The 24357-nt window shown below is 44.2% G+C and carries 14 protein-coding genes; 11 read left to right on the top strand and 3 right to left on the bottom strand.

What is annotated here, in order from left to right:
- Positions 1–127 precede the first annotated feature (127 nt).
- Positions 128–2386 carry a GH92 family glycosyl hydrolase gene (locus AB669_RS10300; protein ID WP_082120648.1) on the bottom strand — a complete coding sequence of 753 codons (2259 nt, stop codon included), beginning with the start codon at positions 2384–2386 and terminating at the stop codon, positions 128–130.
- Between the two features lie 356 nt (positions 2387–2742).
- Here AB669_RS10300 and AB669_RS10305 point away from each other — a divergent pair, with 356 nt between their 5' ends.
- From AB669_RS10305 to AB669_RS10355, 11 genes are all read left to right on the top strand, one after another.
- The gene (locus AB669_RS10305; protein ID WP_047799225.1) at positions 2743–4695 is read left to right on the top strand and encodes a glycoside hydrolase family 97 protein; all 1953 of its coding nucleotides are present in this window, start codon (positions 2743–2745) and stop codon (positions 4693–4695) included.
- The gene (locus AB669_RS10310; RefSeq protein WP_156166725.1) at positions 4670–8743 is read left to right on the top strand and encodes a two-component regulator propeller domain-containing protein; all 4074 of its coding nucleotides are present in this window, start codon (positions 4670–4672) and stop codon (positions 8741–8743) included. Before AB669_RS10305 ends, AB669_RS10310 begins: the two co-directional genes overlap by 26 nt.
- Positions 8744–8991: 248 nt before the next feature.
- A complete protein-coding gene (locus AB669_RS10315; protein WP_047799227.1) occupies positions 8992–12123 on the top strand; it encodes a TonB-dependent receptor in 3132 nt (1043 codons plus the stop codon).
- Between the two features lie 12 nt (positions 12124–12135).
- Positions 12136–13968 carry a RagB/SusD family nutrient uptake outer membrane protein gene (locus tag AB669_RS10320; RefSeq protein ID WP_047799228.1) on the top strand — a complete coding sequence of 611 codons (1833 nt, stop codon included), beginning with the start codon at positions 12136–12138 and terminating at the stop codon, positions 13966–13968.
- Between the two features lie 8 nt (positions 13969–13976).
- A complete protein-coding gene (locus AB669_RS10325) occupies positions 13977–14657 on the top strand; it encodes a DUF3823 domain-containing protein (protein WP_053058363.1) in 681 nt (226 codons plus the stop codon).
- 73 nt (positions 14658–14730) lie between these two features.
- On the top strand, positions 14731–16653 hold the full coding sequence (locus tag AB669_RS10330) for a family 43 glycosylhydrolase (protein WP_053058364.1): 1923 nt from the start codon (positions 14731–14733) through the stop codon (positions 16651–16653).
- Positions 16654–16655: 2 nt separating this feature from the next.
- Complete coding sequence (locus tag AB669_RS10335; protein ID WP_053058365.1) at positions 16656–19154, top strand: sugar-binding domain-containing protein; 2499 nt, start codon at positions 16656–16658, stop codon at positions 19152–19154.
- A gap of 146 nt (positions 19155–19300) precedes the next feature.
- Complete coding sequence (locus AB669_RS10340) at positions 19301–20104, top strand: SDR family oxidoreductase (RefSeq protein ID WP_047799230.1); 804 nt, start codon at positions 19301–19303, stop codon at positions 20102–20104.
- Positions 20105–20169: 65 nt separating this feature from the next.
- On the top strand, positions 20170–21081 hold the full coding sequence (locus AB669_RS10345) for an AraC family transcriptional regulator (RefSeq protein WP_047799231.1): 912 nt from the start codon (positions 20170–20172) through the stop codon (positions 21079–21081).
- 17 nt (positions 21082–21098) lie between these two features.
- Positions 21099–21941: a helix-turn-helix domain-containing protein gene (locus tag AB669_RS10350; protein WP_047799232.1), complete on the top strand. Its 843-nt coding sequence runs from the start codon at positions 21099–21101 to the stop codon at positions 21939–21941.
- Positions 21942–22051: 110 nt separating this feature from the next.
- Positions 22052–22843, top strand: a complete 792-nt coding sequence (locus AB669_RS10355) for an SDR family oxidoreductase (RefSeq protein ID WP_047799233.1) — start codon at positions 22052–22054, stop codon at positions 22841–22843.
- A 424-nt stretch (positions 22844–23267) separates the two neighbouring features.
- Here AB669_RS10355 and AB669_RS10360 read toward each other — a convergent pair whose 3' ends face one another.
- Together AB669_RS10360 and AB669_RS10365 are read right to left on the bottom strand one after the other, a co-directional pair.
- Positions 23268–23798 (bottom strand): GNAT family N-acetyltransferase, encoded by a 531-nt coding sequence (locus AB669_RS10360; protein ID WP_047799234.1) that lies wholly within the window; start codon positions 23796–23798, stop codon positions 23268–23270.
- 80 nt (positions 23799–23878) lie between these two features.
- Positions 23879–24352, bottom strand: a complete 474-nt coding sequence (locus AB669_RS10365; protein WP_047799235.1) for a DinB family protein — start codon at positions 24350–24352, stop codon at positions 23879–23881.
- Between the last annotated feature and the right edge of the window lie 5 nt (positions 24353–24357).

The raw sequence follows: 24357 nt of genomic DNA on the forward strand, positions 1-24357 counted from the left end.
ATGGCAGAAGATGCCAGCCCAATCGATCTGTAATTAACGCGCTAAAAAAAAATCCTGTAAGCAAAAACTTACAGGATTTTTTTGTTAAGCAACCTGGATCTCATTCATCCAATGACCCAATTAACATTTACGGCCTCGCCCCGGCACCTACACCGTAAACACTCCCCGGCTTAGCACCCATGTAGAATGTCAGCTTGCCACCTTTCAACACATCTTTATGCAGAATATAGGTGTAAGGATGAGGCTTTCCGTTTAATTCAACCTTTTGGATATACTTGTTTTGAGCGCTATTATTCACCGATGTGATCATAAAAGTTTTCTGGTTTCCCAAATCGATCGTTGCACTGTTAAATAACGGCGAACCAAATACATACTTTCCTTCAATAGGATTAACAGAGTACATACCCAGAGCACTAAAAGCATACCAGGCACTCATTTGTCCCACATCCTCATTACCGCTTAAGCCATCGGGCTTAGTGGTGTAAAACTTATCCATCACCTCACGCACCAGTTCAGCTGTCCTCGAAGGTTCGCCGATATAATTATAGAGATAGGTAATGTGGTGACTCGGTTCATTTCCATGTGCGTATTGACCAATCAGCCCCGAAATATCAGGTGCCGCACTGGCATGTTGCTTAGACGACATGGTGAACAAACTATCCAAACGCTTTTTGAAATCCTGTTTCCCACCAAGCACATTAATCAGGCTATTCAAATCCTGAGGAACAAAAAACAAGTATTGCCAGGCATTTCCCTCAGTAAAGTCCGAAGTTTCAGGTTTTGAAAATACAGGATCAAGTGGGCGCTTGAAAGAGCCATCGGCTAAACGACCATTGAAAAAGCCTGCGGCCTTATCAAAGTAAAGCTTGTAAAGTTCACTTCTTTTCGTAAAGTATGCCGCATCTTCCTTTTTCCCTAACGCCTTCGCCACTTTTGCAATACCTGCATCAGCAACAGCATATTCCATCGCCCATGCTACCGATTCATGCATTTTATCCGATGGGATATAGCTCAGTTTATTCAAATATTGAAGCCCCATCGAATCCCGCGTAGCTGTATGTTTCATGGCCTGATAAACTTCTTCTTTTTGTGAAGCATCAATAAGCCCTTTTCCAAAGGCATCGGCCAGAATAATAATCGCCGGATTACCCACCATACAATCGGTTTCACTACCCACCAAAGGCCAAACCGGAAGCCGCCCTTGCTGTTGATGAATGGCCAGCATCGACTTGGTAACCTGTTTAACCATGTCAGGCTGAACAATAGTCATAAACGGGCTCCATCCACGATAAATATCCCATAACGACATGGTGGTGAGGTTTTTAAACGGCGCGCGCGAATAAACTTTCTTATCCGTGCCCCGGTAATCCCCATTGGCATCATTAAATAAAGTAGGACCATAATACATATGGAAAAGTGCCGTGTAGAAGATTTCCTTATTGCGGTCACTTTTATCGCTTACCTTAATTTTAGATAAGGTTTTTTCCCAAACCTGATCAGCCTGCTGCTGGTACTTACTGAAACTCCCGCTTGCAGCCTCAGTCTTCATATTAGCCAGTGCATTTTCTTCACTAACGGGCGACAAGGCTACTTTAACCGTCAGATCAGGATTTTTAGCGGCGTCGAAAAACAAAGCCACTTTCGAATGCAAACCTTCAACCTGCTGTGAAGCCTGAAGCGTGCTGTCGGCATAAAAAGCCGACTTAGTAACAGGCTGCGAGGTTCTCACCGCAAAATACAGGCGCTGATCGCTTGACCAACCCTTAGAAAACCGATAGCCGGTGTAGGTCGAGTCATTTACTTTTTTAATAAATGTCTTTACCGGTTTATCCCAGTTCATGGAAAATCCCAGATCAATCAGAATGTGGGCATTATCTGTTTTATTGTAATGATACTGATGAATCCCCACACGCTCTGTAGCCGTTAGCCTGGCATCAACATCATATTTATCCAGGTGAACAGCATAGTAGCCCGGGTGGCATACCTCCGATTTCTTGCTGAACATTGAACCGTAACCAGTTTCAGGTTGATCAAACTTCATTGGGTAAAGCTGTACAGCGCCATTTGCGGGAACTACCATAATGTCGTTCAGGTCTCCTATTCCCGTACCACTCAAGTGGGTATGCGTAAAACCAAGAATCTCCCGACTCAAATAATTGTAGCCCGAACACCAGTCCCAGCCATTAAATTTATCCCAGCTACGCCCTATTTGCGTAGGACCAAGTTGTACGGCACCGAAAGGCACATTCGCACCCACAAACACGTGACCGTGGTCTTCAGAACCAATAAAAGGATTTACGTAACTCGTTAAGGATTTTTGCTGTGCGTAAACTGCGGCTGAGGTCATCAAACCAGCAATACACATCGTAATTGTTTTCTTTAGCATTTGTGTAAGTTATTATTCGGAAAATGAGCGCTGTTAGACTCGCCTAAAATAAGAGATTTCATTTATAAAATGACCTGATTTGGAATTTTTGTTTAAACGTTTTAGTAGATGGCAATATTGGCCTCACAACCTCTAAACCCACATTGTAAACAATGCCTCTGATCAAAAAGCAGAAAAATTGTTATAAACGTTACAATAACATTTAAAAATAATCCTAATATTTGTCTCTCAAAACTGATCAAATAACAAAACCAAATATTACCGGAAAAAGGGTAAAAATCATTCAATGCGAAGATCATTTGCAACCGCGTTAAACTGATGAAATCCTTCGGAACCATCCTAACCGATACACTAAAATGAAACACCTGAAATTCATCCTCTTCGCTCTTGTGCTCAACTGTTCATACACGCTGTCATTTGCGCAGGACCTGAGCGTCACAAGTCCGGATCAAAAACTCCTGGTCAAAATCAATATTGAACAGGGAAAACTTTTTTACAAGGTAAGTCTCGCCGGCAAAGAAATGCTCGAATGGTCGCCATTAGGACTTAAAGGAAAACAGATGGATTTATCATCAGGTCTAAAGCTTACGGATAAGCAGTTACGCCAGATCGATCAAAACTACACCGAGCCCAAAATTAAAATCAGCACGGTAAGATACCAGGCCAATGAGCTCACCTGCAAATTTGAAAATGAGAAAAAGAACAAAATTGAACTCGTATTCCGCTTAAGCAATAACGATATTGCTTTCCGGTACCAGATCCCACAAACAGGCGAATCCGCCAATTTTATTATTGATGAGGAACTGAGCGGATACAAATTTCCTGCGCAAACCACTACTTTTTTAACCCCGCAGGCCACGCCAATGATCGGCTGGATGAAAACCAAACCCAGTTATGAGGAAGAATACAATCCCGATCAGGCTATGGGCGTTCCATCGAAATATGGTGTAGGCTACACCTTCCCTGCCCTTTTTCACCTGGGCGACAAAGGATGGGTATTGCTCTCCGAAACAGGAGTGAATTCGCTATACTGCGGATCGAAATTGAGCGAAGGCACAAAAGACGGCAATTACAAAATCGCTTTCCCGGAGCCTGGTGAAAATAATGGAATGGGCCGTGCAAATCCAACCATTCCCCTTCCCGGAAACACGCCCTGGCGAACCATAACCGTAGGTAGCACCCTAAAGCCAATTACAGAAACAACCATCCCTTTCGATGTAGTTGAACCTCAATACGAGGCTTCAAAAAAATATACCTTCGGACGCTCCACCTGGAGCTGGTTGTTATGGCAGGACGCCAGTATCAAGTACGATGACCAGAAAACATTTATTGATCTGGCCGCTTCAATGGGTTATGAATTTGCACTCATTGATGGTGGCTGGGAGAAAAATATCGGCTATAAAAAAACGGAAGAGTTGATCGCCTATGCAAAAACCAAAGGCGTAGGCATATGCCTCTGGTACAACTCCAACGGATTCTGGAATGATGCTCCTCAGGATCCTAAAGGCAGGATGAACACCGCCTCAGCGAGAAAACAGGAAATGGCCTGGATGCAACGCATGGGTGTTAAAGGTATTAAGGTGGATTTCTTCGGTGGCGATAAACAGGAAACCATGAAACTATACGAAGACATCCTGTCTGATGCCAATACCTTCGGATTGACCGTAATTTTCCACGGCTGTACCCTTCCACGCGGATGGGAACGCATGTATCCCAATTATGTGGGTAGTGAAGCGGTACTGGCTTCTGAAAACCTCGTCTTTACCCAACATGCAAATGATATGGAAGCATTCAATGCCACCCTACACCCCTTTATCCGTAATGCTGTTGGGGCAATGGAATTCGGACCCGTACTTTTAAACAAGCGCCACAATAAGAAAAACGACGGTGGCACCACCAGAAAAACCACCGAAACCTTTCAGATTGCCACCGCTGTACTTTTTCAGAGCCCGGTGCAAAACTTTGGCATTACCCCAAATAACCTCACAGATGTATCCGCTCCTGTAATAGATTTCATGAAAAAAGTACCCACAACATGGGACAATACCCTTTTCTTAGACGGATATCCTGGGAAATATTGCGTTATCGCCCGTCGTCACGGAGATCAATGGTATGTAGCAGCAATCAATGCAGAAAAAACAGAAAAAAATATTACCGTAACGCTTCCATTTCTAACCGGTAACGACCTTTCCGTGTACGACGATGCTGCAGACCGCACACCCCAGCTGAAACAGATGAAGCTCAATAAAGCCAGACAGGTTAAGTTGAAACTGCTCCCTGACGGTGGAACAGTATTGGTCGGAAAATAGCCGGGAAAACTGGTTGCAATGTATTGAAGATATGGAAATGAGGTTGAGGTTGATCATTGTTCTTTGCGTGTACTCCCTTTCGCTTTGGGCCCAGCCCAACCAGGCGAAATATCTTTCCCTGCAGGAAGGTTTGTCCAGTCAGCAGGTAATTGATGTAGTGCACGATCACGATGGCTTTGTGTGGATTGCCACCGAAATGGGACTCAACCGTTTTGCGAGCAATTCCTTCAAGCATTTTTACAAGTCTGAAAAATCTGATGGTTCTTCTGTAAACAGCAACGAAATCAACACACTGCTGTACGATAACGATAAGCTCTACATTGGTACCCGTGCTAACGGATTAAATGTTTACGATACCAGAACCAACCAGTTTTCCTATTACCTGCACAGCGATAAAGATCCCCAATCGCTGGCTACAAACGACATTACCGACATCATCAAATCGGCTAATGGTAACCTATGGCTGGCAACCTACCATCAGGGGGTACAGCAATTCGACCCGGTAAAAAAAATCTTTAAACGTTTCAACAGAAAAAATATTCCGGGTTTACCCGAAAATAGTATCTGGTCGCTGGCAGAAGATCAAACAGGTAAACTATACATTGGCCATGTCAATAAGGGCGTATCCATCCTGGATCCCAAAAACCACTCGGTTACAGTGCTCAGCACCGCTGGAAATTTGCTCCCTGATAACGAAGTCAAATCACTTTTCTGCGACAACTTCAACAACATCTGGATTGGAACCAGAAAGGGACTGGCCATCTATCATCCTTCAACCCGGCAAATTCAAAGGGTCAGCCTCTCAGAAAAAAGCAGAAATGGCCTCGAACCATTTGTCTACTCCATCAAAGAAATTAACGGGGACATATGGATTGGCGCAGAATCATCGCAGCTGTTCATCCTCAAAACAAATGACCTTGCAAAGGCAGTGATGCCGAAAATCACCTCCATCACCCCTTTCTATCTTAAAAGAGGAAATACCTCATCTGTGCAAAGCATCGATCTCGATCAGTTTGGCAATATTTGGATGGGCATATACAGCGGTGGTATTGCGTTCGTCAGTCACGTAAAACCTTTCTTCTCCATATTATCAACAGAAAATTTGATGCAGGCAGAAGGCAAACCTGCTACGGTGACGAGCATACTTAATAATCGCGACAATAGTGTCTGGTTAGGTACTGTTGGTGATGGCATTCTCCAAATTGATGCCAATGGGAAAGTGAGCAGGAAAAATATGCGTAACAGTGGCATCGCTGACGACTTTCTGCTCTCCGGCTTGCAGGATAGCGATAACAACAAATGGTATGGTTTACAGAATGGTGGTGTATCCTTTTATGACCCAAAAACCCAAGCCTGGAAAAAAATCAATGCCGGAGAAAAAATGTCTTCCGTAAGGGCCATCGTTGAAGACAAAGAGGGAAATATTTGTTTTGCAGCCGAAGAAGGGCTTTTCATTCACAATCCCCGCACCGGATCTTTCAAAAAAATTGTAACCAACACACCCATGCTGGGAGATTATGCCCCCCGCACACTCATAGAAGACAATAAGGGAAACATGTGGATTGGTACCTATGGACAGGGGATTTACATATTTAACCACGATGGAAAACTGATTCAAAGAATTTCTAAGGGTCAGGGCATCAACAGCAACACCATCAACCAGCTCTTTGCCGATAAACAAAATAACATCTGGATTGCCACCAACGAAGGTATCGCATTCCACAAAGCCAATACCTTACCAGGTCATATCCAAAACATCATCCCACCGGGAGGCGATGCCTGGCTAACCATAAACGCCATTGCAGAAGATGCCGGTGGAAACATCTGGTGCGCCACACGCTCAGGAATTTTGCGTTATATTCCAGGAAAAAAACGGTTCTTAAGCTATGATCAGGCATTCGGTTTACCACTAGGTGGTTTCACCATTAACAGCGTGGGGAAAGACCCGGCAGGACAAATCTTCTTCGGAATGCCGGCTGGCGTGTGCTATTTTAATCCTTTAAACATTCCACTTACCCTGCCAGAATCCCCTATTAAAATCAGCCGCTTCATGGTATTCAATACCGGTGAAACGCATGCACAATCCGAAAAATACCCGGGAATTTCCGAAGAAATCGCGCTTAATCATGATGAAAACAGCTTCCGTGTGGAACTGGCGGTAATGGACTATGCCCTGCACGATATGGTGGAATTTAGCTATCAGCTTCACGGACGCGATGAAAAATGGGTATTTCTGGGCGATGAGAAAAACCTCGATTTCAGGAACATCCCACACGGCAGCTATGAACTTCGCATCCGTACCAGGCTAAAAAATGAAACCTGGTCGCAGGATTACAAAAAACTCCTGATCAGGGTTTCCCCTCCTTTTTACCTCAGTACCCTGGCCATGATAATCTACGCACTGGTGCTTATCTCAGTTATCATCACCCTGGTTTTATTTCACATCAGAAAAGTATATGCCGAGGCCGAGCTTCGGGTAAAAAAACTGCAGATAGAGCAGGATGGGAAATTAAACATGGAAAGGATGAATTTCTACACCAACATCACCCACGAACTGCGCACACCCTTAACCCTCATTCTTGGGCCACTCGAAGACCTCCTTCATGAAGAGAAGCTGGCCACAAAACATAGAGAAGGCGTGCTGATGGTTCAGAAAAATGCAAACAGGCTGTTCTCACTGGTAAATCAGTTGCTTGAATTCCGTAAGGTAGAATCACAATATAAACCATTGGTTTTGGGTGAAGATTTTTTAGGTGAACTGGTACAACATATTGTGCAGAAATACAGCGAAGCCAATACCAACAGCAACCTGGAAATTCGCTGCAAAATTGAACAGGAAGATATTAAAACTATTTTCGACGCAGAAATTGTGCAATTGATTCTGGATAACCTTCTGTCCAATGCCTGCAAGTATACCACATCGGGAAGTATCGAAGTCCGCCTGCGATACGAACAGGATCCGCTCAGTACCAGTGCCCTGATTTGTGTAGAGGATACAGGTTGCGGAATTGCCCCTGAACATCTTGGTAAAATATTCGACCGCTATTACCAGGTTCCAAAGTCAGTGAGTCACGGCACAGGCGTGGGCCTCTCCCTGGTTAAAGAACTGGCCGCGATACACCATGGCAAAATATCTGTTAAAAGTGAGCCTGGAAAAGGAAGTGAATTTTGCGTACGCTTGCTTACCAATGCCGTTGCACCTGCCTTACCGGAAACCGGAATTGTAACAGATTTACCTGCTCTGGCAACAAATGCCGATAGCCGCCCGGTTATCCTGCTCGTTGAAGATGAAAACGATCTCCGTGATTACCTGACCACTGTACTCGCTGCAAACTATGAAGTAATCACTGCCGGAAATGGCAGTCAGGGCTTTGAACTGGCAAAGGGCCACATCCCTGATTTAATTTTAAGTGATGTAATGATGCCAGATATGGATGGCTTTACCATGCTCGAAAAAATGAAGCAACAAAGGGAAACAAGTCATATCCCAACGATATTTTTAACCGCAAAAGACACCGAAGCCGACAAGGAACGGGGATATAGCCTCGGCGTAGATTCCTACCTGACCAAACCCGTGAGTCCAAAACTACTCCTTAAACGGATAGAAAACCTGCTTCTCAAACGCAAAGCCGTATATGCTGAAGTACTGGGCCGGCTTTCTACCGATAAAAAAGGTGTCACACCTGCAAGTGCCGAAACGGAACAAAACCTTTGGCGTGAAAATGCTTTTGTACAGGAATTTGTTAACCTCGTAGAAGGATGCATTCAGGATGAGATACTCGATGCAGCAACCCTGGCCGAAAAAATGAACATGAGCCAGTCTACACTCTACAGAAAATTAAAAGGACTTACCGGTAAAAATATCAACCAGCTGGTACGCAAAATCAGGATTCAGAAAGCTGCTCAGCTGCTGCGTTCAGGCCAGTATAACGTAACCGAAGTAGCCCTGATGGTGGGCATCAACAGCTCCATTTACTTCCGGCAATGCTTCAGGGAAGAATTTGGTCAGCTACCCTCCGAATACCAGAAAAAGAAGCCCCAAACGTAGAAAACACCGTTTTTGACGAAATATTAGTCCTTAATTGACGGATTTGTATATGTCTGCAAATCGGTCAATGGCCTATGTTTGATTCCGATAACCAATTATAAACCCTTCACAGATGAGTCGTTTGCTTCTTCCCCTGGAAAGCTTTCCTGTTGATCAGATTCCCTTAATTACGGAATGGAATCAAACATCGCCTGTATGGATAAATAATGCATAACCAGTACCGCTTTTAAACAAAAACCAAATATAACATGAGAATCCTGAAAATTTTCTTTTTCTGCCTGATGGTATGGGGAATCCCTTCATACACTTATGCGCAACGCAAGATTTCCGGACAAGTACTGAGCGACACCAATGAACCCCTAACCGGCGTAACCATTGTTGTTCCTGGTGCAGTCCCGAAAGAAATTACAACAACAGATGGTCAGGGACGATTTACCCTTAACGCAAGCAAGGGTACCTTCCTGGTAACCTACATTGGCTTTAAAAACCAAACCATCACTATTGGCGACAGAACCCAGTTTACCATTAAAATGGAAAGCGACGATCAGGGACTGGATGATGTAGTGGTAGTAGGTTACGGCAAACAATCCAAACGAAACATCACCGGAGCGGTAAGTAACCTGAAATCAGAAGATGTGGTACGTACCTCATCAACTTCTACCGCAGGGGCACTTGCCGGTAAGGTACAGGGTATTTCTGTTCGTGCCAAAGATGCACGCCCCGGACGTGGTGCCAGTATCGAAGTCCGCAATATGGGTAATCCATTGTTTGTTATCGATGGTGTTGCCTACGGCGGCCAGACCGGAACAGACTGGGTAGGAACTCAAAATGCTTCAGGCGCAGATATTTTTAACTCTTTAAACCTGGAAGATATTGAAAGTATATCCATCCTTAAAGATGCTGCCGCAGCCGTTTATGGCTTCAGGGCTTCTAAAGGCGTTGTCTTAATAACCACGAAAAAAGGTTCAAAAGATGAGTCGGTAAAAATCAATGTAAATGGATACCTGGGCTGGCAAAACCTTACCCGTTTCCCTGAAATGGCAACAGCTGCCCAATACACCAGAGGTTTGGTAGAAGCAGCACAGAATGAAGGCCGCGATCCGAATGCAGTATACACCCGCGCAGAACTCGCGAAATGGCAGGCCGGTACGGAACCAGGTTATCAGGGTTACGACTATGCCGACATGATCATCCGTAAAGACATCCCTCAAAGATACATCAATGCCAACATTACTGGTGGAGGCAAAAAATCTAACTATTTTGTATCGGTAGGTAATCTGCAGCAGGATGCAATGATCAAGGATTTTAACTACAAGCGCACCAATTTACAGGCCAATCTCGAAGCTACAGTCCTTGAAGGCCTTACCATAGGTACACAAATCTCAGCGCGTCAGGAGAAGACTCAGGATGTGGGTCTACCTGGTGGAGATGGTTATTTTTCTTCGATCCTGGCCATCTTCAAAAACCGACCAACAGTCGGGCCTTATGCCAACGATAATCCGCTTTATCCTAACCAAACCAATGAGTTTGCTTATAATCCGGCTATTTTTAGCCGCGATATTGCAGGATACAAAGACAATAGCTTCATGAGCGGAAATGTGAACATGACCGCAACCTATAAAACCAAATTTGGTTTAACAGCAAAAGGTATCGTATCTTACAATTACACCAATAACAAATTTGATGGTTTTCAATACAGCTACGACGTTTACCGGTATGAAAATGGCCAATACGTACGCAGTAACGGAACCAATTCAAGATGGCGCTACAAAACCGACCGTGTTGCCGTAGCCAGATCCGGACAATTTCAATTCGATTACACTAAGCAAATCGGCGATCATAACTTCTCCGTAATGGCAGGATATGAACGCTCTGATTGGGACCGAACACTTACAACCATCGGCTCCAACCCAACCAACAACTATATTCCTTTGGTAAACACCATCTCCGAACTTAGTGGAATTGGCGATGAATGGTTATATGAAGCAAGAGCAGGTTTTATTGGTCGTTTGAACTATAACTATAAAGGGAAATACCTGTTAGAAATACTGGGTCGTTATGATGGTTCTTACTTATACTACTCAGGCAAAGAGTGGGGTTTATTCCCTGGAGGTAGTTTGGGCTGGCGCATCTCTGATGAACCGTTTTTCAAACCGTTAAAAGGAGTAGTAAACGACTTGAAACTTCGTGTATCGGTAGGACAAACCGGATTGGAAGAAGGTGTAGGTATGCATGGTTACCTGTCAGGCTACAACTGGAACTCAGGAAATGCAGTATTAAACGGAACCTATTACCCTGGCATTCAGCCTAAGGGTCTTCCGGTGCGTAATCTATCCTGGGTAAAAAACACCAATTACAACGTCGGTATCGATGTAGGCATGTTTGATAATAAATTAACCTTCACAGCGGATGCATTCAAGATTATTCGTACAGGATATCCGGGTACAAGATATGATGTATTACTGCCTTCCGAAATCGGATATACCTTACCGAATGAAAACTTAAACAGTAATGGATACTATGGTGCAGAAGGTATTATTACCTATGCCAGTAAAGTAGGTGAACTGAACTATACGGTAAGTGGAAACTTTACTTTCTCAAGGTATAAAGTATTGGATTCCTACAAACCACGTTTCAGCAATTCATATAATGAATATACCAACTCAAGCGAAAACCGTTGGGGAGGTATCTGGTGGGGCTACGAAGTGGTAGGTCGCTTCCAGTCTGAAGAAGAAATCAGGAGTTATGGCATCAACAATGATGGTCAGAACAACAGAACACAGCTACCAGGTGATTTTATTTACAAAGATGTAAACGGTGATGGTGTGATCAACGATCTTGATCAGCGACCGATTGGTTACCCTACAGGCTGGGCACCAATGATGTCATTCGGCGGACGCATCGGCTTAAGCTACAAAGGAATTGACCTGAACATTGATTTAGCAGGTGGAGCCATGCAATCCTGGAACCAGGATTATGAATTAAGAAATGCTTTCCATGGCGGCGGAAACTCTCCTGCCTATTTATTGGAAGACAGATGGCACCGTGCCGATCCTTACGATCCTACAAGTGCATGGGTTCCGGGATACTACCCTGCCATCCGCAACGGCAACTCAGGTCCAAACGGTAGAAATAACAGTTTCTGGTTAAAAAATGTAAGGTACCTCCGCGTAAGAAACATGGAGCTCGCTTATAGCTTTCCTAAGTCGCTTGCCGAAAAAATTAAAGCGCAGAAAATCCGCTTCTATGTAAACGGGTCGAATATGATCTCATTCGACAATGTAAAAGATTTCCAGATCGATCCGGAAATCGAGGCAGCAGCAGCGGTGGTATACCCGCAGCAAAGAGTATTTATGGCAGGATTTAACATCACATTTTAAACAAAAATTAAGATGAAAAAAATTTATATAGCTTTTGCACTGTTGATTGGCTTAACCATGAACAGCTGCAAACACGATGACTGGTTTTACCGTGAATCAAAAACCACCATCACCGACGAACAGTTGTGGAACGACCCCAATTTGATTACCTCGCTGCTGGCGAACTACTATAACCGCTTACCATCTCTCCACGGCGTATTTAATACCGGTGGGATGACAGAAATTGACGACGCCATGTGGTCGGGTACACGCGATCAGAACGGCAGAAATGATTTCCAGTATGGAAACGACTATGGCCGCTATTGGGATTATGGATTAATCCGCGACCTGAACCTTTCACTCGAAAACATCAATGCTTTAGGCGGCAAGTTAACGCCAGCACAGAAAAACCAGTTTATCGCTGAAATGCGCTTTATCCGTGCTTTCGTTTATTTCGAAATGGTAAAACGCATGGGTGGTGTACCTTTAGTAACCAAACAACTCATTTACGACTTCAGCGGCGACCCTACCCCATTACAGGTACCCCGGGCCAAGGAATCAGAAGTTTATGATTTCATTTACAAAGAACTGGAAGAGATTAAAGCTGACCTGGCCCCTAACAACGGCGTTGCAACACGTGCCAACCGCTACACCGCGCTGGCACTGGAAAGCCGCGCCATGTTGTATGCCGCTTCTATTGCAAAATACAACAGTTTAATGGCCGCACCAATCAGCACTGCCGGTGGCGAAGTAGGTATTCCCGCAGCGATGGCAGCCGATTATTACAATAAATCACTTACCGCTTCAAAAGAAGTAATTGCAGGCCCCTATGCATTATACAATACCAATCCGGATAAAGGCGCCAACTTCTATGATATGCTGAACAAAAAGCCGGTAAGTGAAATCATTTTTGCAAAAGATTTCGCCTTAGGTACAAAAGTACACCGCTTTACCTATGATAACATCATCAAAAGTATGACAGAAGATAACGAAGCATCATCAGCCATTTCTCCATCCCTGAGTCTGGTAGAAAGCTTTAACTATTTAGATGGAAGCAGAGGTACTTTAAAAGACAAAGACGCAAACGGCAACTATATTGCTTATACCAATCCGGCCGACATTTTTGCCAATAAAGATGGTCGCTTATTTGGAACCGTAATTTACCCGGGAACCACATTTAAAAACAATCCGGTAAGGATACAGGCAGGTGTAGCAGTATATAACAATGGTACCTATCAGTTAACCACCTCAGCAGTATTAGGTGGCAACTACACCGACGGGCAGGTGTGGACGGGCTTTGACGGACCTAAAGATGATGCTGTAGATGTAAGCAATACCGGCTTTTACATTCGTAAAATGGTGAGCGATGCACCCGCCGCAAGTACCCGCGGAACATCAGCAGTAAACTGGTGGCCATGGTTCCGCTTAGGTGAAATCTACTTAAATGCCGCGGAAGCTGCTTTTGAGTTAGGCCGCCCCGAAGCATTAGGCTATGTCAATACCGTCCGTGCACGTGCGGGATTCCCGGCTAACAGTTTGAGCGCATTAACCAACGACATCATCCGTAATGAACGCCGCGTAGAACTTGCCTTCGAAGATCACCGTTATTTCGACCTGAAGAGATGGCGTATTGCCCATCTGGTTTGGGATGGTACCGAAACGGATCCTAACGCTGTAGTAATGGGCCTTTATTCATACCGCGTGGTAAGACCAGGCCATCCCGACAATGGAAAATACATTTATGCACGCGTACGCCCAACCCGCTTCCGCCGTGCAAGGTTGTTCCGTATGGCAAACTACTACTCATCAATCGATCAGACAGTGTTAAACAACAACCCGAAAATTGTTCGTAATCCATTCCATTAATCCCCAGCATGATGAAAACTAAATTTTTAACGATAATAGCAGCAGCCAGTTTATTTCTGGCCAGCTGCGCTGAATACGATAACTTTGATGCCCCTGAGTTAACTTTATCAGGTAAAGTGGTATATCAGGGCAGAGCATTAGGCGTGCGCAATAATGGTCCGCAACTGGAATTGTGGCAGGATGGCTACCCCCTGAAATCCCCTATTTATGTCTACATGAACCAGGATGGAAGTTTCTCGGCAAAGTTATTTGCAGGCCAGTATAAACTTACACGACGCCCTGACGCTCCATGGCTTCAGCAAGCTACCGATACCATCAGGGTAAACCTCACAGCAAATACAAATCTGGATGTACCGGTAACACCCTATTTCTCCATCACCAATGAAACCTTTACAAAATCCGGAAATACCATTAACACCAGTTTTGTAGTGAATAAAGTGGTGCAAACGGCAAATGTTGAATTGGTTCGCCTTTACCTGGGCAAATCAGTGTTAACCGACCAGGTGCTACGCGATGTGCGGATAGATGGAAATGTATCTTCATTGGTATTTGGTGCACCAACCAGCTTGTCTGCCGACATCCCCGACAACCTGAAGACCCTTGATTTTATTTACGCAAGAGTCGGGGTGAAAGCCACAGTTGCCAGCGAATATGTATATTCACAAGTACAAAAAATAGCATTAAAATAATCAGTTCAAATACGGGTCATGCAGATACGTACCCAGTTTTTTAAGAAGATAACCCATTTAACGACCCAAACCAATGATTAAAAACTATCGAAGCCTGTGCTTTATTTTACTAGCCACTTTACAGTTAGTTTTTGTTAAAAAAACATCGGGCCAGACTTACAAGTCTGGCCCTGCTGATAAAGATTTTGCAGGATACCTCTTTACCTATTTTAAAGGAAACGCCGTAAAAGATGAAGCCATTTGCTTCGCCATCAGTACCGATGGTTACAATTACCGCGCCCTCAATAATAATGAACCTGTAATTGACTCGAAAAACATCAGTTCAACCGGTGGTGTTCGCGATCCCCATATCTTACGTGCAGAAGATGGCCGGTCCTTTTATATGGTGGTAACCGATATGACCTCATCCAAAGGGTGGGATTCTAACCGGGCGATGATACTAATGAAATCAGATGATCTGATCAACTGGAAACACACCGTAATCAATATCCAGAAAGATTATAAGGGACACGACGACCTTAAACGGGTATGGGCGCCCCAAACCATTTACGATCCCGCAAAAGGGAAGTACATGGTTTATTTTTCCATGCAACATGGCAATGGTGCCGATATCATTTATTATGCCTACGCCAACGCTGATTTTACAGGTTTTGAAGCCGAACCCAAAGTGCTGTTCAATCCTAAAAACGGTAAATCATGTATCGATGGCGACATCATCAACAAAAACGGCCTGTTTTACCTTTTCTACAAAACCGAAGGTAATGGAAACGGAATTAAACTCGCCATTACCGATTCACTTACGTCGGGAAAGTGGCTGGAACAACCCGGATATAAACAGCAAACCAGAGACGCCGTTGAAGGTTCTGGCGTATTCAAACTGAACCGTTCAGATAAATACATCCTGATGTACGATGTATATGGCAAAGGCAAATATCAGTTTTGCGAAAGTGCCGATCTCGATAGGTTTAAGGTCATCGATAACGAAGTAAAAATGGATTTCCACCCCCGCCACGGCACCATCATTCCGGTTTCCCGTACTGAACTCAGAAATCTAACGGCCAGATGGGGCCTTCCTCAGGGAATGGAACTCAAACTGGCGAAAAACCCCGTACTCGATGGCTTTTATGCCGATCCCGACGTCCTCTATTCAAACAAGACTAAAAAATACTACATCTACCCTACCAGCGATGGTTTTGATGGCTGGGGAGGGTATTATTTTAAAACCTTTTCTTCCACCGACCTTACCAGCTGGAAAGATGAAGGGGTAATCCTCGACTTAAAAAAAGATGTTCCATGGGGCAACCGCAATGCCTGGGCACCAACCATTGCAGAAAAGAAAATTGGAAAGGATTATAAATATTTCTACTACTTTACGGCGGCACAGAAAATTGGAGTGGCTTCAGCTGATCTCCCAACCGGCCCTTTTACTGATTCCGGAAAACCCCTGGTTAACTTTAAACCCGAGGGCATTAAAGGAGGACAGGAAATAGACCCGGCCGTATTCACCGATCCAAACAGGGGAAAAAGTTACCTCTATTGGGGCAATGGATACCTGGCAGTTGCTGAACTCAATAAGGACATGATTTCCCTTAAACCTAACACCACCAAAGTACTGAACACCGATAAAACTTTCAGAGAAGGATGTTATGTTTTCTATAGAAAAGGAACCTATTATTTCATGTGGTCGGAAGACGATACACGCAGCGAAAACTATCGTGTTCGCTATGGAACGTCCAAATCACCTTTAGGACCAATCACGACAAGTGAAAATAACCTGGTGATTCAGAAAGATCCAAAATCAGGTATCTTCGGAACTGGCCACAATTCAGTCCTCCAAATTCCCGGAAAAGATGAATGGTACATCGTTTACCACAGATTTAACTACCCAGATGGAATTAACATGGGCGATGCGGCCGGATTTAACCGTGAAGTTTGCATGGACCGCATGTATTTTGATGAAGCCGGTCATATAATTCCTGTAAAGCCAACACACTAACAATGATAAAACTTTTTAAATTCCCCATGCTCGCAATTGCGGTAAGTTTACTTACTGCATTCAGCGTTTCGGCCCAGCCCGGTTTTGGTACAGCCGAAAAAATAAATGCCGACTGGCGTTTCCATCTCGGAGATATTGATCCCAAGAAAGAACCGGATCAGCGCGACAGATCCTGGAGAACAGTACAGCTCCCGCACGACTGGACCATTAAACAAACGTATAGCCCAACTTATGCCAGTGCTACCGGATACCTTCCCGGAGGTATAGGATGGTATCAGAAAAAGCTAAACATCACAAAACAAGACCAGGGAAAGAAACTATTCCTCTATTTTGAAGGCGTGTACAACCGCAGTGAGGTTTTCCTGAACGGGAAATCGCTGGGCAAACGGCCTAACGGCTACATCTCTTTCAGCTACGACATCACCTCTCTTGTAAAATTCGGAGAAGAAAATCAAATCACCGTTCGTGTAGACCACAGCCTGGATGCTGATTCACGCTGGTATACAGGCTCTGGAATTTATCGCGACGTCTATCTGGTACGGTCAAATCCGGTACACCTCGAACAATGGGGAATTTATGCCTTCCCGACAGTTGATGGCAATAAAGGAACACTGAACATACAGGCGGATTTAAAAAATGAATCCGCAGCAAATACATCATTAATCGTAGTAAATGAACTATTGGATAAAAGTGGTAAAGTATTGGTCAAAAAATCAGACAAAATCACACTTGCAACCAGTGCCAGTCAACAGATTAATACCAGCCTAGCACTCAGCAATCCCCAACTCTGGAGCATCGATGCTCCAAATCGTTACCGCTTACGTACCACGGTGCTGCAAAACAATAAAATTATCGACAGCGCTACGATCGTCACCGGTTTCCGTAAATTCACTTTCGATCCCGACAAAGGCTTTGCACTGAACGGTAAACAAATGAAGGTAAAAGGCGTATGCCTGCACCACGATGCTGGTGTGTTGGGTGCTGAAGTATATCCCGAAGTATGGCGCCGCCGTTTACTGACCTTGAAATCGCTCGGCGTAAATGCCATCCGGACCAGCCACAATCCCCAGGCCTCATCCCTGTATGACCTTTGCGACGAATTAGGTCTTCTGGTGATGGATGAAGCTTTCGATGAATGGGAATTTCCAAAACGCAAATGGCTTCAGGGATGGAATGTAGGTACACCTGGTTTTCAGGGTTCATTTGATTTCTTTAAAGAATGGGGAGAGAGAGACCTGGCCGACATGATCAAAAGAGACCGAAATCACCTCTCGATTTTTGCCTGGAGCATTGGCAATGAGGTAGATTATCCAAATGATCCCTACTCCCACCCTGTTCTGGCAGGCAATGGCGAGGGTGGTTTTACACAGCCCATTTTTGGAGGTTACAAAAAGGATGCCCCTGATGCCATGCAACTGGGTATTATTGCTAAGAAACTGGCTGCTGTAGTCAGAAAATATGACACCAGCCGCCCGGTTACAGCTGGTTTGGCCGGCGTAGCCATGTCGAACGAAACAGATTATCCCGGAACGCTCGACATTGCCGGATATAATTACACGGAAAGCCGTTACCAGCAGGACCATAAGCGCTACCCTAAACGTGTGATTTTCGGCAGTGAAAACCGTCATGATTTCAGCGCCTGGAAAGCAGTGCAGGATAATGAGCATATTTTCGGCCAGTTTCTGTGGACAGGCATCGATTACCTTGGCGAATCCGGACGATGGCCTTCACGTGGATTTTATTCCGGCCTGCTTGATTTTGGTGGTTTTATCAAACCTCGTGGCTATTTCCGCCAGTCGCTATGGTCTGATAAACCCATGGCGTACCTCGGTACTTATCCGCTGAAAGGCGGTGGCGCTGCGTCCGATGTATGGTCGGTACTTGAATCTGAACAGGGACAGTCTAAAAACGAAACGCCATCAATGGATGCATGGGCCTCATGGAACTACCAAACCGGACAAATGATCCGAGTGGTATGCTACACCAATTCGGCTAAAGCCCACTTGGAACTGAATGGATCTGTGGTCGGAAAAACAAAAGACTACGACAATAAAACCGGCATCATTTTCTGGGACATTCCTTATGCGGAGGGGAAACTCGAAGTAGTTGGCCTCGATACAAAAGGACAGGAAACTGTCCGCCATCAAATCCAGTCGAGCGGTCGCCCTCAGGCTATTAAAGTGCTGCAGGGGGAACAAATCGAACTGAAGGCAAAAGATGGTCTTGCCCAACTCGAACTGCAACTCGTAGATGAAAATGGTGTCATGGTAGCAGGTGCTGATGATGAGATTACCTGCGAAATAGCCGGAAACGCCCGCTTATTGGGTATGGAAGCCGGAGACAATGCCGACAAAGGGGATTATACCGACAATAAACAACGGGTATTCCACGGTAAAATGATTGTATATATCCAATCAAAAGCTAAAAAAACAGAAGAAGTAACCGTGCGCTTCAGTGCACCATGGTTAAAACCTGCAATCGTAAAAATAAAATTGTTGTAGTCACCAGATATCTGATCCCCGGATATAAAGCATCGTCCGGGGAAACAGATCATCTTCCTCCGTTTTGAACACATCATTCAGTAATACGGACACGCCAGGCCCCCGCTATAAAACGAATTTTGTCTTATCATTTAATTAAATATAAAATGCAAAAGACAATATTTATCACAGGTGCCTCATCAGGCTTAGGAAAAGCAACCGCCATATACTTTCAGCAGCAAGGCTGGAAGGTAATTGCTACCATGCGCAATCCCGAAAAAGAAACGGAACTGAACGCAATGGAAAACATCACCCTGTTACCGCTCGACGTAACAAATTCAAATCAGATTAAGGAAACTGTAGAAACCGCCCTCGCAATCACTCATGTCGATGTAGTTTTTAATAATGCCGGATATGGTTTAATGGGTGCGCTTGAATCCCTCAGCGATGAACAGATTTTAAACCAGCTCAACACCAACCTGATTGGGGTAATCAACACCACAAAAGCATTTATCCCCTATTTCAGAAAAAGGAAGTCAGGCCTCTTCATCAGCACCACATCCATGGGTGGTTTTCTTACCTTCCCGCTTCATTCCATTTATCACGCCGCAAAATTTGCTGTTGAGGGATGGTCGGAAGGTATGTCTTTCGAATTAGCTCTCCACAACATTGGAATCAAAACCGTTGCTCCTGGGGCTATTGCTACAGATTTCACCACGCGATCGCTCGACAGGAGCAGCCATCCCGAATATCAAATCCTGGAAGATAAATTATTTGGAATGGTGGACCATATGATGGATCAGGCTGCCGACCCCGCGAACATCGCAGCTATTGTTTATGAAGCCGCAACCGATGGGAAAGATCAGCTCAGATATGTTGCCGGGGCCGATGCCAGTCAGATGTACGCACAACGAATGTCCGTAGGTTCCGAAGAGTTCCGCAAAAGCATCGCAGCTCAGTTTCTGGGATAAAAGCCAGATTAATCAATAGTTTTGTAAACATCACGCTGCCTTTTGCTAACTTTATACGATAGAACATGAAGCACATCAGGTCAATCATCGAATTTCATAAGCTATTATCGCTACCCGAACCGCAACATCCTTTGGTAAGTGTGGTCCGGGTAGAAAATATACACTTTTCAGATCCTGAAATATGGAATCACTTCTTTCTCGATTTCTATACCATATCGCTTAAAGATGGAGTGGAAGCCAGAGTTAAATACGGCCAGCAGTATTATGATTATGATAAAGGCGTGATGACTTTTACTGCCCCCAAGCAAGTGAATTTTCTTGATCTGGAGCGTACCGATAAGCCATATATCAACAGCGGATCAGGCTATGTATTGCTGCTTCACCCTGATTTTCTGCATGGCTATAAGCTTGCCGCCGAAATGGCAAATTATGGTTTCTTCGCATATGCAACCAATGAGGCATTGCACCTCTCAGGACGGGAACAGGAGAATATAATCCAGATTTTTAAGAAAATAGAACAGGAATATGAGTATATCGACAGGCATACCCAGGATATCATCATCTCTCAGATTGAATTGATGATGAGCTACAGCATACGCTTTTATGAACGTCAGTTTTTAACCCGGAAAGCCGTTAACAGCGATATCCTCACCAAAGTCGATCAATTATTGGATCGCTGTTTTCAGGATTCCGCTGCCTTAAAAAATGGTTTACCCACAGTCGAGTTCATGGCCGGAGAATTGAACTTATCAACCCATTATTTAAGTGATCTGCTCCGTTCTCTTACAGGCTTAAGTGCCCAGCAGAAAATTCACAGTACACTCATCGAAAAAGCCAAGATTAAACTGTCAACCAGCAACTTGTCCGTTAGTGAAATTGCTTTTTCCCTCGGCTTTGAATACCCGCAATCCTTCAGCAAACTGTTTAAGAAAAAAACGGAAATGTCACCCAGCGATTTCCGCAAGGCCTTTAACTAGGTATCTAAGGTAATCGAATGATGATGAAGCACAACGAAATCCCACTCCATATCCTTCCGGAAATCGACTTTCTGGCCTCCGAAAAACGGACTGCATTTGGGGAACATGCCATTAACCACAGGATAAATTTTTACGCCATAATCTGGTTTACGGCCGATGGGGGAACGCATTACATCGACTTCGAACCTTATCCTGTCCGAAAAAACCTCGTTTACCTGCTGGCCAGAAATCAAATCCACTCCATCCCAACAAATATTCTTCCTGATGCCAGAGTAATTGTGTTCTCTTCCGACTTTCATTTATCAATCGAAGAAAAAGAGTTGAAACTGTTATTCCTGCCCATCAACAAGCGGGCGATAGAAATTCCGGATGAGTTGGAACTCCACCTCAATAACCTTTTCTCGCTCATCGTATTAGAATACTCAACCCTCGCTGATAACCGGTTGTTGCATAAATACACTTCAGCATTTCTGACTCAGTTGTACCGCCTAGCCCGCCACCAGCTTCCTGTACTACTCAGTAAAGATCTGCGGCTTATTCGATTAATAGAACTGATCGAAGAACATTATACCGAACAGCAGCCGGCAGCTTTCTATGCCCGGCAAATAGGCTTAACTACCAAACGTGCCAATGAAATTATGAAACGCTACGCAGCAACAACAATTGGTGAGTTAAGTTATAAACTACTGCTTACAGAAGGAAAAAAGGAATTGCTCAAAGGTAAAAAATCAATCAAAGAAATAGCCTACTATCTGGGTTTCAACGACCAATCTTACTTTTCCCGTTTTTTTAGAAAACGTACCGGCCTCACCCCGCAAGCATTCCAGAAGCAACTCCTGAGGAAAGTCGCATCACCGTAAAATAACCGAAATGTTCGAATAGTGCTAATCAATCTCCGGATTGTGCTGATCATTTGATGGTATTCCCCTCAACTTAGTCTGATTAAATCAGTTTATAATAAAAAGAGAATATGGAAACCCTTAAAAATCGAGTGATATTAATTACAGGTGCAGCCATGGGCCTGGGATATGCAACAGCAGTAGAAGCAGCCAAAGAAGGCGCAAAATTGTCGCTGATTGATTATAATGGCGAGCTCCTTGAAAAAGCAAAGAAAGAGATTGAAGCCTTACATCCGGAAGTGGAAATACTATTAACGATTGCCGATGTATCAGATGAAAAAGCAGTTAAAAATTATGTAGATGAAACTGTAGCAACCTACGGCCGTATAGACGGTTTTTACAATAATGCAGGAATTGAAGGCAAACAGGCTCCCTTAACAGAATATGATCTGGATGTATTTAAAAAAGTCGTAGATATTAATCTGATGGGAGTGTATTACGGACTCAAATACATCATTCCGGTGATGCAGAAGCAGGAATACGGCCGTATTGTAAACGTCGCTTCAGTGGGTGGAATCAGAGGTGTAAAAAACCAGACTGCCTATGTAGCCACCAAACATGCTGTAGCCGGAATCACCAAAAATACTGCTCTTGAATATGGAAGTTTTGGCATACTCACCAATGCCATCGCTCCGGGTGCTATCCTTACACCAATGGTGGCAGAAGCCTTTAAACAGGTAAATCCCGAAAATCCAAAGGCAGCAGAAGCAGAATATGCACAGGCCAATCCAACCAAAAGACTGGGCTTACCAGAGGAAGTGGGGAAACTTGTGGTGTTTTTGATGAGCGAAAATTGTAGTTATGTAAATGGTCAGATCATCGCCATTGATGGTGGCCAGTCTAATGCCTATGGAATAGTGTAGAAACAGTTGATCAAATTATCATTGAACAGGCAGCCATCCGGTAAATCAGAAGCAAATAGCTCTTTTTTATCAGGTGGCTGTTTTGCGAAGAAAAATTATTAATTTAGTGAAATCAAGGGATACCCCAATTCCCTGCCTCCAAAAAATTCAAAAAAATTTCCCAAAGTCCACGTCAAGTCTACCTCCAGTCTACCTTTTCTCTACCTCCAGTCTACACCAACTGGCAGAGAACTCCGGGAAAACTCCGACGCAACTGCGGGAAGGCTCCGAAAAAACAGCCATTTCCTTGACCAAAGTCTGCAGGATTCCGTCTCAAATCCTTCAGCCGGCACCAAAACAATCCCCGAATACCACCCGAACTTTTCCCGAATTTGATATGAATTTGTCTGGGAGTCTTTTTAATCCGTTACCTATGAAAAGTCGATCACCCCATCTCAAATTTTTTGCCTTCCATCTTGCCCCGCTTTAAAACAAAGAAGTAAAGATCAGCCCCACGCCTTACAATATTGCCCGTACGGACAAATCCGGCTTTCTCCAATACCCGCTGCGATCCGATATTATCAGGATGAGTAAGCGCCGTCAGATCTCCAGTCTCTGTGTGTGAAAAAGTGTAGGCCACAAGTGCGGCCGCAATCTCGCTGCCTATGCCCTTACCCCAGTAAGCTCTGGCAATGCTATACCCGATTTCATAGGCCGATGAATCCTCCTCAAAAACCCTTAGCAAGCAATTCCCAATGCAGAAACCGGTTGTAGCGTCAAATACACCCCAGCGGCCAAAGGGACCATGCTCATAATCATCAAACACTTTCGCAAACAACGCTTTGTAGTCGCTGATACTAAATGCTGGTAAATAACGCATCACTTCCGGGTCATTGAAAAAATCGCAGAAAAGTGACTCCTCTGATTTAGCAAACTGTTTGATTACAATGGTTGGACTTGAATAGATAACAGACATAGGCTTCTTAAAATAAATTTTAGGTATCCAAATTTATCTATAAATAAAGAAAGCATAGTAAGGAAGCCCTTTTTTTGTTGTTATGATTTCCATGCACCCAGTAATCGGCGCACCACAATGATTTCAGCAATGTGGTAAGCGTTATGATCCGCTACCTGTAAGGCTTCCCGTAAAATATTCTGACCAGTACCACGTGGAATGGAAGCAAATAAATCTTGTGTATCAATCAGATTGATAAAAGCCTTTCTGTCCTGGTCAATTTGCTTCAAACAGTTTTCCCAGGCTTCTGAATTTGCCGGTGCGGTTTCTTTGGGCCAATACTCTTCCGGCCACTTCGGCGACTGGTGATTTCCATCCTTGCTAAATTCGAGCATATCCCATTGTGCAATCCGTATATGCTCTGCCAGCTGCCAGATACTGTAAGGCAAGCCATAGGGGCGTTCACCTGTTAATTCAAAAGGTAAATCAGCAACAGCATCTTCAAAACCCGCATGGGCTGTGCCACCATTGATAAGCTTTTTTAATTCGGTGATTAATATGTTTTCGTGTTCCATAACTA

This window comes from Pedobacter sp. BMA (assembly GCF_001027745.1).
Classification (GTDB): domain Bacteria; phylum Bacteroidota; class Bacteroidia; order Sphingobacteriales; family Sphingobacteriaceae; genus Pedobacter.

Coding starts and splice junctions, on each gene's coding strand:
- AB669_RS10315 (WP_047799227.1), top strand. CDS start 8,992: ATGAGAATCCTGAAAATTTTCTTTTTCTGCCTGATGGTATGGGGAATC.
- AB669_RS10350 (WP_047799232.1), top strand. CDS start 21,099: ATGATGATGAAGCACAACGAAATCCCACTCCATATCCTTCCGGAAATC.
- AB669_RS10335 (WP_053058365.1), top strand. CDS start 16,656: ATGATAAAACTTTTTAAATTCCCCATGCTCGCAATTGCGGTAAGTTTA.
- AB669_RS10320 (WP_047799228.1), top strand. CDS start 12,136: ATGAAAAAAATTTATATAGCTTTTGCACTGTTGATTGGCTTAACCATG.
- AB669_RS10330 (WP_053058364.1), top strand. CDS start 14,731: ATGATTAAAAACTATCGAAGCCTGTGCTTTATTTTACTAGCCACTTTA.
- AB669_RS10325 (WP_053058363.1), top strand. CDS start 13,977: ATGATGAAAACTAAATTTTTAACGATAATAGCAGCAGCCAGTTTATTT.
- AB669_RS10355 (WP_047799233.1), top strand. CDS start 22,052: ATGGAAACCCTTAAAAATCGAGTGATATTAATTACAGGTGCAGCCATG.
- AB669_RS10345 (WP_047799231.1), top strand. CDS start 20,170: ATGAAGCACATCAGGTCAATCATCGAATTTCATAAGCTATTATCGCTA.
- AB669_RS10365 (WP_047799235.1), bottom strand. CDS start 24,352: ATGGAACACGAAAACATATTAATCACCGAATTAAAAAAGCTTATCAAT.
- AB669_RS10340 (WP_047799230.1), top strand. CDS start 19,301: ATGCAAAAGACAATATTTATCACAGGTGCCTCATCAGGCTTAGGAAAA.
- AB669_RS10360 (WP_047799234.1), bottom strand. CDS start 23,798: ATGTCTGTTATCTATTCAAGTCCAACCATTGTAATCAAACAGTTTGCT.
- AB669_RS10300 (WP_082120648.1), bottom strand. CDS start 2,386: ATGCTAAAGAAAACAATTACGATGTGTATTGCTGGTTTGATGACCTCA.
- AB669_RS10305 (WP_047799225.1), top strand. CDS start 2,743: ATGAAACACCTGAAATTCATCCTCTTCGCTCTTGTGCTCAACTGTTCA.